This is a genomic window from Mucilaginibacter terrae, assembly GCF_031951985.1.
Lineage (GTDB): Bacteria > Bacteroidota > Bacteroidia > Sphingobacteriales > Sphingobacteriaceae > Mucilaginibacter > Mucilaginibacter terrae_A.
The window spans coordinates 1,032,286-1,045,349 of the sequence record NZ_JAVLVU010000001.1; the positions used below are offsets into that span (position 1 = coordinate 1,032,286).

The window sequence follows — 13,064 nt, forward strand, 5'->3', positions numbered from 1 at the left end:
TAATGTAAATCATAGCTTGAAGACCACAAGCGGGACGCTTGCGGTAGCGAAAAATTAAAAATCAATCTAAAAATTCTTAATAATAACACTTCGAACTCAAAAAAGTATACGACAAGCTGATTTGGAAAAACATGTAGGTATCATGCTTGCGGGTGTCGCCGCGTTGAGTGCCGGGGTCGCCAAGGTAGATGCCGTTGCGCTCGCCTGAGCGGTCGCTGAGGGCGCGTGCTATCGGGTCGGTAAAGGAGACTTTGTTGGCATAAAGGCCGCTTACATCGTCGAGGCGGTCGGTGTAGGCGGTGCGGTAGCCAACTTCGCCGGTTACGCTGAGTTTGCCCAGCAGGTTGTACTTTACACCTGCGCCAAAGGGTACGGCCAGGGTGCTGCCTTTGTAGGGTATGCGTTGTCCTTCGGTGCGCAGGGGGCGCAGTTCGTAGGTTTGTCCGTTATAGTTAGCCTGCGGGTTATAGCTGGTACTGGCAATGCCTAAAAAAATGTAAGGGGTAAAACTGTTATAGCCTGCGCCGGGCAGGTATTCCATAAAATTAAGTTCGCCAATGAGGGCAACTTCGGTAAGGGGTGTAATGAAACTGAGGTTGCGGTCGCGTTGTTGCTTAAAGCGCGAAGTACTGTCGGCAGCACCAATTTCGGCCTTGGTAATGCTAAAACGGGCAGCCGCATAGCCGCTGAAATTGTAGCGGGTAAACAAACCTGCCGCCACGCCGCTAACGTTTAAGGGGTTGCGTTGGTTAAGGTCGCCCTGATAGCCCGAGCCGCCTGCCAATACGCCAAATTCCCATTTTTGTGCGTAAGTACCTGTGGCAATACACAATAATAAAAGTATGGCTAATAAACGCGGCATTATGGCAAATTTAATAATTACGGGCATCTAATCCCCATAATAATTTATTGCGCAGGGTAGAAAGGTAGCTCTCGTTATTAAGGCGTATCAAATTAAGCCTGAAACCGGCCTTGCGTATATCAAACTTCATGCTCGATTCAATTACCGCCGTGCGCGAATCGCACGAGATGAGGTAATTGGCGCTGCGGGTTTGCACCTCAAAGGTAAGCGTACAGGTATCGGGCAGTACAATGGGCCTTACGTTCAAATTATGCGGCGATACGGGAGTAACCACAATGGTATCGGTTTGCGGATAAATGATAGGTCCGCCGCAGCTTAACGAGTAAGCTGTAGAACCCGTTGAGGTAGAAATGATGATACCATCGCCCCAATAAGTGTTCAAAAACTCCCCATCCAAATAAGCATGCATGGTAATCATGGCCGAATCATCGCGCTTATGGATGGTGATATCGTTAAGCGCAAAATTATCCTTTCCAAACACCTCGGCATCTGATTGAATGCAGATCAGCTCGCGACTATCCAAAGTGAATTCCTCGTTTACCACGGCATGTATGGCGGCGGCAATATCATCTTTATTTACACTGGCCAAAAAGCCCAGGCGGCCAAAGTTGATACCAATAACGGGTATGCCGCTGTCGCGAATGAGCGTTACCATGTCGAGCATGGTACCGTCGCCGCCCAAGGTTAAAAACACATCTATAAAGCCCTTCAGCTCGCAGGTATTATCTAAAACCGGGTACGATTGTAGGTTAAGCTGATCTTGCAGGGTGTTTAATAGTTGGGAGTGAATATACACCTCAACCTCGTGCTGGGCAAGCACATCAAACACCTGCTGTATATAGGGTATAACCGTGTCGTTAAACTGACGGCCGTAAACTGCTATTCTCATGTGGTTTACATGTTGAGGTAATTCATGAACGATTCGTACCGGTTCAATGAATCATCATCATCGTCGTTGTGATTAAAGGTGGCTTTAACATCGTAGCCATAACGCAAAAATGCGGCATTTATGGAAGATATGTCGGTTTTATTCAGTTTAAGCGTTACCTCCATGCGAGTTGAATCGGGAAAAGTACGAACGTACGAACTCAATATCTGTGCATTGTCCGATTCCACTATCTGCGCCATTTGCGACATGGAGTTTCCGCGGTTACTTATCTCCAACACAATAATACTTCCCGGTTGGGCAACGGCAGTTATCTCACCAAAATAGGCGTTCATGGCGTACTGGTTTATTACACCATCATACGTTTTATTAGGACCAAGCACGGGTACCATAGTAAGGTTTTGCTCGTAAAACAAGCGTACTACATCGTACACGTGCTGGTCTTCAAACACAAAGGTATTAACATGCAATTGCGGCAAAGCGCTTACCGGCAGGGTGTGGTCGGGCTCGGTAATATCGGCCTCGGCCAGCAGGCCAATAAACAATTGCTCGTTTACAACAGGCAGGTGCCTTACCTTAAACTCGGCCATACGGTCAATGGCAAGTTGTAAGCTGTCGGTTGGTGTAACCGGCGGAATGGTGTTGGCAGCTAACTCTATTGCAAGCATATGTTAAGCTTTTGGTTTTATATCGTCTAAATGCTCTTTCAGCAGTACGTTAAACTCGTCCGGGCGTTCCATCATGGGCGCGTGGCCGCATTTATCAATCCAGTACAGCTTTGAATTGGGCAGCAGCTGGTTAAATTCAACAGCTACCTCGGGCGGGGTAATTTTATCATCGCGCCCCCAAATTAAACCTACCGGTATGGTAATTTTATTCAGTTCCTTAGCCATGTTATGCCTGATGGCCGATTTAGCCATAGCGAGCAAGCGTATTACCTTCGAGCGGTCGTTTACGAGGATGAAAACCTCATCAACCAGGTCTTTGGTAGCAGTGGCCGGATCGTAAAAGGTATACTCTACCTTTTCTTTTACAAATTCATAGTTCTCACGGCGCGGAAACGAGCCTCCAAAGGCATTCTCGTACAAACCCGAACTACCGGTTAACACCAGCGATTTTACACGCTCGGGGTGCAATACACAATATATTAATCCTGCATGGCCACCCAAAGAGTTACCAACCAGCACAAAATCATTTAAATCCATGTGCTTTACAAAACGGTGCACGTGCTTGGTAAGCGTTTTTACACCGGTGGTTAGCAGTGGTAAATCAAATATAGGCAATATAGGAATTATTACCCGGTACTCATCTTTAAACCCGTCAATAACACCTTCCCAATTGCTTAAACCGCCCATTAAACCGTGCAACAGCAATAACACAGGCCCCTGGCCTTCATCAATATATATAAATCCTTTTTCTTCTTTTAGCACGTATTTCATAAAACGGGGCAGTAAATGCTATAATAGTTATACAGATGACTTTAAACCAATTTTACAAACGGTTTAAATCATCCTTCATTTGGTTATAAAGTTAGTTTTATTTTGAACAGAGCTTCAATACTAAACAAATTAAATTATGCTAGCAATTGTTTTACCACTTCTGATATTGTTTTGCCATCGGCTTTACCGGCAAGTTCTTTATTGGCAGCGCCCATAACCTTACCCATATCTTTAACCGAGGTAGCGCCTACCCTATCTATCAGATCTTTCAAAAATGCCTCTACTTCTTCCCTACTCATTTGTTTAGGCAGATAGGCTTCTATCACTTCCATTTCTTCCTTTTCAACCTGGTACAAATCAGGGCGGTTTTGAGCCTGGTAAATATCGGCCGATTCTTTGCGTTGCTTTACCAGCTTTTGCAACACTTTAATTTCGGTTTCTTCGCTCACTTCTTCTGATGCGCCTTTCTCGGTTTTAGCCAGTAATAAAGCCGATTTAATAGCGCGTAAGCCACGCAGTTTAGCTTCGTTTTTAGCTAACATGGCTTGTTTAATATCCTGGTTTATGGTGGTTTCGAGTGACATTGTTGTTATGTTGATTGGTTGATTAAGTTGGATTAGTTGACTGGTTGGGCAGTGGGAATAGTTGATTAGTTAATTATTCGTCTTTATAAAACAACTCAACCAATCAACTACTAAAACACTCACTAACCACGATATATCATGCTCCCCGTTGCTTGCGCGGTTGGCATAAGCACGAGGTCGTTTATGTTGACGTGTGCAGGGCGCGATGCTACGTACCAAATGGTTTCGGCAACGTCTTCGGCGGTTAATGGTGTAAAACCTTCGTATACTTTTTTGGCGCGATCCTTATCCCCTTTAAAGCGCACTTCCGAAAACTCGGTTTCAACTGCACCGGGATGGATGGCTGTTACTTTGATGCCGTGTTGCAGCAGATCGATACGCATGCCTTTGCTCAACGCATCAACGGCCGATTTAGTGGCACAATACACATTGCCGTTCGGGTACACCTCTTTACCTGCAATAGAGCCCAGGTTAATGATGTGGCCTTTTTTGTTATTTATCATCCAGTTGGCTACCAGTTTGCTTACATACAACAAGCCCTTAATGTTGGTATCAATCATGGTGTCCCAATCATCATAGCTACCGTTTTGTAAGGGGTCGAGGCCCTGGCTCAAACCGGCGTTGTTTACCAGTATGTCTACCTGTTTTAAATCATCGGGCAGGATATCTAAATGGTGCAGTACCTGCTCTCGGTTACGAATATCGAAAGCGGCAACCGCAATACGCACATTGTAAGTGCTGTTGAGTTGCTGCGCCAGCGCGTCGAGGCGTTCCTGGCGACGGCCGGTCAAGATCAGATCAAACCCTTCGCGGGCAAATAAATGGGCACAGGCCTCGCCAATGCCGGCGGTGGCTCCTGTTATTAATGCAATTTTAGCCATAGGTATTAAACTACAGCGGCGAAATTATGTTTTTTAGTCCGAACACCCTAAACCGCCACCAAATATTTACAGCCATGTGTTACAATATCACAAAAAACGCAAAAGCCGGAAACCATGATCTTCATCACCGCTGCGGCTTAATTTGAAAACATATAACTGCCGACTTTTAAATCATTTTATCCACTCACTACTCTCCATTCACCACTCACTACCCTACTGTATAAAGCTGCCATCGCCACGGCGTTTTAACTGACGACCATTTCGTGACGGAATACCACTCCATTTTTGCAGGTTGGTGCGTACACTAAACATAAAATAACGGCTCAAGGCATTGCTCAGCGTGTTGGTTACAGAGTTATCGGTAGTAACCTGCCCCACAAAGTTATTTTGCTTTAAAATATCGAACACCTGTAAGCGTAACGTAAGCGTACGACGGGCAAAAAACTGTTTTTCGATATTGGCATTTATTACCAATGGGTTACGGGTTAAATTATTAGGAATGCCACTTATGAAGTTTTTACTGGCCTCGTATCCAAACTGCAGGGTTTGGTCTTTCATAAAAAAGAAACGGCCTTCTATACCCAATGAAAGGGTACGCCTATCAGTATTTGATGATGGGTTGGATGCAAAAAATGTACGTGTAATATCATAAGCAATAAACGGATTGGTTTCGATGTAATCGTTAGGATTAATGCGTGGGCCAAAACGCTCATTTAAACGCCATACATCACGTATATTTTGCAAACTGTTTAGCATTGATATAGTACGCGAGAAACCGGCACTGCCATTTAATGACAAATTGTATTTACGATCAGCTAATTGCTTTTGCAGATTGTAATTACCCATTACGCTGTAACTGCCGTCGAGATTTAAATAACGGGTTTCGTTTTTAAAAGTATTATTCACATCGGGGATGCGCACGTTATTGGTTACAATTTGGTTTTTAATGATGCTTGTAACCACATTAGCCGAAATATTGAATCTTGAATTGGCCAGGTAATTATTATATCGGGTAGTAACACTGTGATTAAATGCGGGCTTTAAATCAGGGTTACCTACAACAGGGTTTTGCGGATTGGTTAAATCGCGTACGGGCTGTATCTGATTAAAGCTTGGCTCTTGTGGGTTACCATTGTAAAACATCGCAAACTGGTGCTGCCTCGACCACTGGTACTGAAAACGAACAATAGGTATGAGGTTAAAATAGCTACGGTCGGTTGTAATATTACCCAAGCTAACCCTTGTACCCTGCAGGTTATAAGGTACAGCCGTTAAACCTAACGAAAAGTTATATTTTGAGTTATTCACCCGGTAATTTAAAGCCAGGCGGGTTTCGGTAAACGAGTAATTATAAAGATTGGTAAGCGAATCGATAATCATGCGCGAATCATTGGCCAGTATGTTACTGGTATATGCCTGGTTATCGTACCCACGATAATTCACCTGTGCGTTAAACTCTAATTGTGACGATGAAGTTTGCGTGGTGCTCAATGGCTCAACATAAGTGAAGCTGCTGCGCAAATTTTTAGTAAGGTTATCGCGCTCAATGTATCGGTGTATGAGTGAATCCTGAGGCGGTTTAGTAGTACCATCAAAGTAATAAATGATATTATTATTTTGCTCGTTATCTACTTGGTTACGCGCTGTATTGTAATTTACCTGTAACGAAAGGTTACGGCGTGGTTTTTTAAATATGTGCTGATATAAAACCAAACCACCAAAGTTAGGGTTCGAGTTGAAGCTGTTATTATTGCCCAACCTGTCCTGATGCCTTAACCCGGTTTCAAAACGAGAGGATTGACTAAGATTATCAGTGTTACTGATATTAATATTTGGAGTAATTTGCAGATAGTTGGCGCTATCAATTTGATACTCTAATTTAAAGTTAAAGCTATGAGTTCGATTATTGTTGCGACTATCGCCATTAGCGGCAAAAAATATAGTACTATCTCCCCTGTTTTGAGCCAGATTATTAAAAAATTGCTGTCCGCTGCTGTTTGTAAGGCTATGCATGTTACGCACATTATAGCTGTAACTACCGTTCAGTTGTGTTTTTTTACCAATCTGGTCGTTAAAGCTGATGGTTGGTGCTACTGTAGTAGTTGTACCACCACTGCCACCGCCACTATTGCCCCCATTATTACCGCCACCGGCACTACCACCATTCATACCTGTCGATGCTACACCATTAACAGTATTTTTAAAATCGCCTATAAAATTTATAACCTGATTACCGTTAATGCGCATTAATCGGGCATTAGCCTCGTAACGTTCATCATTACCGGCACCGGCAGAAAGCCTTACTGTATTACCTATTGAGCGGTCGGCACGGGTGGTAATATTCAGCACCTTTTCGGGGTCGCCGTCTTTAACGCCGGTACGAGCGGCCTGGTCTCCGTAATCATCCACTACCTGAATTTTCTCTACAATGTCGGCCGGTAAGTTTTGTATAGCCTGTGCTAAATTGCCGCCCGAGTAAAGTTTACCGTTTAACTTTGCCTTGGTAACCGTTTGGCCCTGGTGGGTTAACGAACCATCGCTGCCAACTTCCATGCCTTCCATTTTTTTCAGCATTTCGTCAACCGTGGCATTGGGGCGTACTTTATAATCGCTGGCGCGATATTCAACAGTATCGGTTTTATAGGTTATACTTGGCCCCTTTACTTCAACTGCTGCCAATTGGTTTGATTGTACGCCGAGCACAAATGGATCAAGCACCAGTCGGGCTACCACATCATTATTTAGCATACGTTTTACCACAGGCTTGTAACCAATACTGGTAATGCTGATAACAAACGTAGCCGATTTTATATTTTTAAATACGAATATACCATCGGCATTAGTAGTAGTAACTGCGCTGTCGGTAGCGGTTTTAAGTTTTACGGTTGCACCAATGATGGTATTATCAGTACTATCTTTTACAATACCACTTACCTCACGCACGGGCAATGGCGGACGCGCAGGTGCATTATTATTTCCGCCTGGCCTGTTAATGCCACCCGGCCTGCCGCCACCGCCCTGGGCAAATACGCTGCCTCCTATGGCAATAAATAACAGGATGGATAAAAGTATTTTCATGTATAAGGTTAAAGGTTTGAGTAATGTTTGTGTGTTGAAAGGGATTATGTTTAAGGCTTAGCCAGCTTGTATTTACCCCAAAAATCGGTTGGCACGGTCATATCCATCATGCCGCCGCCATCGCTTATGGTTATAGCCCCAATTGCCATGCCGCCACCATTTCCCCCGCCGTTTCCGCCGCCATTGCCACCACCCTGACGACCACCATTTCCCTGAACACGCATTTGCCCGAATTGAATGCCATTAAGTTTAAGATTGTAGGCGAGTTCTGTTGGTTTATCGGTGCTTAATTCAAGCAAGCCAAGTGGTATAGCCAGTTCATAAAACAAATCCCCCTTGGTATTAAAGGTAATTCCGGTTTTCAAACCATAGGTGTTATAAATAGATACCAGCGTATCCGTAATATCTTTTACGCCTATTACACTTAATTCTTTAGCAGCAGCTACGCTTTGTTTACGACCAGCAACCAAGGCAATGGTATCAACCGAATTATTACCACCACGGCCCCCTCCCATGCGCATGCCACGCATACCACCCCCACGGCCTGCCATAGGGTATTCAATCACCACGGCATCCTTTTCTTTCTTTTTACCTTCTTTGTTAATGGTAAGTGTTAATCCGCCGGCCAGCAGTTTATTAATATTTTGATTATCGGTACAGGTAATGGCCAGATATAGATTATTGGCATCATTGGCCAATGTATAGTATAATGTGGTTGATTTATTATACCCGGGTAGCGTACCCCACTCCGTTATCTTACCATCAATTTTAACAGCTGCAGGGGCCTTAATACCCTGCGATATATCAGTATGTTGAGCGGAAGAGTTTAAGATAGTGCCTACGCAAAGCACAGATGTGTACAATAACTTATATAAGGTTTGATTTAGTTGCATAGTGTTTGTTTAAAAGTTGAACCGATGGGTTAGACCACCGTTACGAGCATTGGTTTATAATGGGATGCAGCTAATTAGTAAAAGTTGCATATTTATAACTACAAATTTAGTACAGCCAGCAAAACTATTACAAAGTGTTAAGTAATAAATTCAATACAATATACTACTGCACAATTATGTTACATAATCATATTATGCCAAGCACATTTCAATACTTATGATTTATTAATAACTGCAGAGGTTAAACTATATTTGTCAGCCGTTGTCAAATTATAGTAATTTATCTGCTTTACACTGTGAAATATTTTTTAACCCTATTTATACTTTGCTTTACCTTTTATAGCCGTGCACAGGAAATTGTGAAACGCGACCGTAAGCTTACTTCGCAGGTTACTGAACAATACAATGTACTTAAGAGTGACTATTCTGTTTTTCAAGGACAGTATGCTGCTTACCTAAAAAAAACACTCATTGCGGCGGGTAATTATTCCAACAATAAAAAAACCGGAACTTGGACCTTTTTTAATAAGCAAGGAAAACTTTGCCAGCGTTATAATTACGATAATCAAACTTTAGTATTTGAAGCACCTCCTGATAGCACCACCCGATTTGTTTACATAGTAGACGATTCGCTGAAAAATAACCCTCGTTTTACGCGGCCTGTACGAATAGGTGGCTCCTATTATGGTTATTTGAATTACATTAATCTGGTGCGTTTACCTAAGGATTACTGGAATTTAAGCAATCAAACATCAGTAGTGAGTATGGAAATTTTGGTGAGCCCATTTGGCCGGTTAGCCGAGTTTAAAATTCGCATAAGGCCAATCGTGCCCGACTTTTATGTTGAGGATGCCCTATTAAATTTGAATATTAAATTATTAGATGACGACGACAAGTTTTTTGTACCTGCCACGCTAAATGGTGAGCAAGTAGCCGTGCGGGTGGTTATTCCCTGCCGGTTTGTTGGAGCCGACAAAATAGAGATGCTATAAAATAAAACGAGCCGCTTAAGTTAAGCGGCTCGTTTTATTTTATTCGTGACCGTGATGGCCGTCTGCTCCGTGAGCGTGGCCATGTGCCAACTCCTCGGGATTAGCCGGGCGCACGTTGATAATTTCGCCTTTAAAATGCAGAGCCTGACCAGCCATTGGGTGGTTTAAGTCAACAATAACCGAATCTTCGGCAATTGATACTACCTGGCCCTGGAAACGGTTGCCCTGGTTATCTTGCAAAGGCAATATCGAACCTATTTCAGGCAATTCGGCACCTTCGCCTTCAAACATTTCTTTAGGTAAGTTGGCTACTGCCTCATCATTATATTCACCGTAAGCGTCTTCGGCGCTTAGTTTAAAGTCAAAGCTATCACCGGTAGACAATGTGCTCAAATGCTCTTCAAAACGAGGCAACATCTGGCCTGCGCCATATAAAAAGGTTAATGGTTGCTCCTGGGTTGCACTTTCAACCAAGCCTTCTTGTCCGTCTTCCTGGTTAACATACAGATCGTAAGTTAACGATACGACGTGTTGTGATTCAATCTTCATTGGATATTGTTTTTTTAATTAAAAGCTACGAAAGCCATATTTGTTTTACAGCTTCAGCTGCCGACAGGGCCGGTAATCCGCAGGTTTTGTCTTTACAAACAAAAATACGGGTATCGTCTCCTGTTCTATTTTGCAGTAAAGGTAAGTTTTCCACGTTACCGCCCAACATTATTTTATCGGGAATGTAAAACTGTTCCATTTCGGCACGCATATCGTCGGCATCGTTTCCGGTTATGGCTACCTCATATAAACCGCCTATCTCTTCCAACAGCAACAAACACCAGTTAGCATACGCCGAACCGTATTTTTCCATAAATGGCATTACATTACGCAGCAACTGCGCCGAAACCTCTTCATAACGGCTCACTTCGAATAGCATACCCAAGCGTTTTAAGTTACGCGCCATTACCGAATTTGATGAAGAGATCACACCATCCATAATTTCGCTTTTGCGGGCAATCAGTTGTTCATCATCGGCAGCGGTGTAAAAAAACATACCGTCGGCCTCGTTATAATAATACTGTATGGCAGTATCGGCAAGGCTACGCGCCAGTTCCAGCCATTTAAAATCAAAGGTTACCTCGTACAGGGCCAGGTAAGCCTCAATTACATTGGCATAGTCATCTAAAAAAGCTACCGGCTTTTCCCCTAATGCGTCTTTTTTATAAATGCGGGTTAAGCGGCCATCGGTATTAATGAGGTTTTGATGTATGAATGCGGCATTGTTTAATGCTAACTGCAAATGAGCATCCTTATCAAATACGCGGTAGGCTTCGCACAGGCCTTTCAACATTAATCCGTTCCACGAGGCCAGTATTTTATTATCCAATCCCGGGCGAATGCGCGTGCCGCGGGCTTCAAACATTTTTGCTTTTGCTGCCGCAATGAATGCTTGCAGCTCTTCGGTACTTAAGCCCAGCGTTTTGGCCAGTATGGCATCCTGCTCTTTGCGGTAAAAAACGTTGGTGTGCTCTTCTTCCCAGTTGCCATCTTCAACTACGTGGTAGTAGATACAAAACAGATCGGCATCATCGCCGAGTACCTCTTCAACTTCGGCTTTGGTAAAGGTGTAAAACTTGCCCTCTACCCCTTCGCTATCGGCATCAAGCGCCGAGTAAAAGCCATATTCGTGCGAGGTTAGTTCGCGCTGAACAAAGGTTATGGTTTCTTCTACAACCTCTTTGTACAAGTCGTTATTGCTCCAGGCATAGGCTTCGGCATACAAACCAATCAGTTGGGCATTATCATACAGCATTTTTTCAAAGTGAGGCACATGCCAGCGGCCATCAACCGAGTAACGCGCAAAGCCGCCGCCAATGTGGTCGTATATACCACCAAACGCCATTTTATGCAGCGTAAGTTTTACTAATTGTGCCAGGCTATCATCCTTAACATGGTGCGCGTAACGCATTAAAAACAACCAGTTATTAGGCATCGGAAATTTGGGTGCCCGGCCAGAACCGCCCTCAGTAGTATCGAGGTATTTTTTCCAGTTGGTAAGGATGGCTTGCAAATTGCTCAGCTCGTACTCGGGCTGCTCGGTTATCAGGTTTACGCTTTCATACTGCTGTATGCCTTCGGTTAGGCGCACGGCGTACTCAATGGCTTCGTCGGGTCGGTTGTAATAAAAATCGGCCAGGCTCATGAGTATATTCATCCAGTCGTGCTTTTGGTAATAAGTGCCGCCGTATATGGGGCGCTGATCGGGCAGACAAATACAGTTGAGCGGCCAGCCGCCACGGTTGGTCATGAGTTGTACAGCGCTCATATATATCTGGTCAACATCGGGGCGCTCCTCCCTATCAACCTTAATACATACAAAATGCTCGTTCATAAGGGCAGCCACCTCAGCGTCTTCAAAACTTTCGTGCTCCATTACGTGGCACCAGTGGCAGGCCGAGTAGCCAATACTCACTAATATCAGCTTGTTTTCATCTTTAGCGCGTTGCAGGGCTTCGGTACCCCAGGGGTACCAGTCTACCGGGTTATTGGCATGTTGCAGTAAATATGGGGATGCTGAATTGGCAAGACGATTCATGTTAATTTCGGGTTTCGGATGTTCGATTTCGGATTTAAACCAGCGGGCGAAGCTAAAGGTTTTAAGCGAACTTTAAATTGAATGAAACCCTGATACAGAATAGTTCAATTTTATTCTGGCTTGTAAAACCGTTTATATCGCGCATCAATTTCAATTTTTGTCCAGCCTGTAGTTGTGTAAACTTTCCTTGTAGTGGTAGTATGAATAATATCTCCCGGCAATATGCTCACGCTCGATGGTATTGGGTATTTGTCGGCATTATAATTTGCAGGCTCTTCCAAATACATTAAGTTTAATTGGTCGTTAAACTTAACTCGTGCAATACACGGCTGATTGGCATAGCCTGGAATTATTTGCGGATCAGAAACAGTAGGTATTTCATTATAAGGAAACTGCTGTATTTGCCAAAACTGATCAAATATGATGTTATCACTCTCGTTAGGGAAATGAAGTATCAGATTTGAATTTCTCAGATTTTCAACCTCATTCAGCAAATCATCTGATTTTTTCCCATCGAAGTTTAAGTCAACTGCCACATCACTAATAGCCGACAGTAATGCGTAAGAGCCTTCAAATCTATTTTTAAGTTCAATTTTCTTACGATCATTTTTTTGAGCATCCTTTTTGCATCCTAATGTTGTAAGCAACAATGCACAAAGCGCAATATATTTTAATTTAAAATTCATGTGATAGATTAACTATCTTGCAAAGTAGCTATTTTTACATTAATTACTTAATAGTTAACTTCTAAAAACGTTAATAATAGCTAAATTATCCACAATTACATACCCCAACCCTTTTACATTTTCACCTTTCAACCCAAAGTTCTAATTTCGCAGTTCAATAGAAAAGAGGAACAGAT

12 protein-coding genes are annotated in these 13,064 nt (G+C 43.3%); 1 reads left to right on the forward strand and 11 read right to left on the reverse strand.

Annotated elements, in window-relative coordinates; all coding sequences use genetic code 11:
* Window positions 1-76: 76 nt before the first annotated feature.
* The 8 genes from porG to QE417_RS04355 all read right to left on the reverse strand — a co-directional run bounded on the left by porG (window position 77) and on the right by QE417_RS04355 (window position 8,623).
* Window positions 77-862, reverse strand: a complete 786-nt coding sequence (gene porG, locus QE417_RS04320; protein ID WP_311947758.1) for a type IX secretion system protein PorG — start codon at window positions 860-862, stop codon at window positions 77-79.
* Window positions 863-872: 10 nt separating this feature from the next.
* Window positions 873-1,751, reverse strand: coding sequence for an NAD kinase (locus QE417_RS04325; RefSeq protein ID WP_311947759.1), 879 nt, complete (start codon window positions 1,749-1,751; stop codon window positions 873-875).
* 5 nt (window positions 1,752-1,756) lie between these two features.
* On the reverse strand, window positions 1,757-2,416 hold the full coding sequence (locus tag QE417_RS04330) for a CBS domain-containing protein (RefSeq protein ID WP_311947761.1): 660 nt from the start codon (window positions 2,414-2,416) through the stop codon (window positions 1,757-1,759).
* Between the two features lie 3 nt (window positions 2,417-2,419).
* A complete protein-coding gene (locus QE417_RS04335) occupies window positions 2,420-3,187 on the reverse strand; it encodes an alpha/beta fold hydrolase (RefSeq protein WP_311947762.1) in 768 nt (255 codons plus the stop codon).
* A 134-nt stretch (window positions 3,188-3,321) separates the two neighbouring features.
* Window positions 3,322-3,771 (reverse strand): GatB/YqeY domain-containing protein, encoded by a 450-nt coding sequence (locus QE417_RS04340; RefSeq protein WP_311947763.1) that lies wholly within the window; start codon window positions 3,769-3,771, stop codon window positions 3,322-3,324.
* 122 nt (window positions 3,772-3,893) lie between these two features.
* Window positions 3,894-4,652, reverse strand: a complete 759-nt coding sequence (locus QE417_RS04345) for an SDR family oxidoreductase (RefSeq protein ID WP_311947764.1) — start codon at window positions 4,650-4,652, stop codon at window positions 3,894-3,896.
* 213 nt (window positions 4,653-4,865) lie between these two features.
* Window positions 4,866-7,730, reverse strand: a complete 2,865-nt coding sequence (locus QE417_RS04350) for a TonB-dependent receptor (RefSeq protein WP_311947766.1) — start codon at window positions 7,728-7,730, stop codon at window positions 4,866-4,868.
* Window positions 7,731-7,780: 50 nt separating this feature from the next.
* On the reverse strand, window positions 7,781-8,623 hold the full coding sequence (locus QE417_RS04355; RefSeq protein ID WP_311947767.1) for a hypothetical protein: 843 nt from the start codon (window positions 8,621-8,623) through the stop codon (window positions 7,781-7,783).
* Between the two features lie 296 nt (window positions 8,624-8,919).
* Between QE417_RS04355 and QE417_RS04360 the strand changes: the two genes are divergently transcribed.
* The gene (locus QE417_RS04360; protein ID WP_311947768.1) at window positions 8,920-9,615 is read left to right on the forward strand and encodes a hypothetical protein; all 696 of its coding nucleotides are present in this window, start codon (window positions 8,920-8,922) and stop codon (window positions 9,613-9,615) included.
* 39 nt (window positions 9,616-9,654) lie between these two features.
* Here the strand turns inward: QE417_RS04360 and QE417_RS04365 are convergent, their stop codons facing one another.
* The 3 genes from QE417_RS04365 to QE417_RS04375 all read right to left on the reverse strand — a co-directional run bounded on the left by QE417_RS04365 (window position 9,655) and on the right by QE417_RS04375 (window position 12,888).
* Window positions 9,655-10,164 carry an FKBP-type peptidyl-prolyl cis-trans isomerase gene (locus QE417_RS04365; RefSeq protein WP_311947769.1) on the reverse strand — a complete coding sequence of 170 codons (510 nt, stop codon included), beginning with the start codon at window positions 10,162-10,164 and terminating at the stop codon, window positions 9,655-9,657.
* 25 nt (window positions 10,165-10,189) lie between these two features.
* Entirely contained in the window at window positions 10,190-12,202 is a 2,013-nt protein-coding gene (locus tag QE417_RS04370) for a thioredoxin domain-containing protein (protein ID WP_311947770.1), read from the reverse strand.
* Between the two features lie 110 nt (window positions 12,203-12,312).
* Window positions 12,313-12,888, reverse strand: coding sequence for a hypothetical protein (locus tag QE417_RS04375; RefSeq protein ID WP_311947771.1), 576 nt, complete (start codon window positions 12,886-12,888; stop codon window positions 12,313-12,315).
* Window positions 12,889-13,064 lie beyond the last annotated feature (176 nt).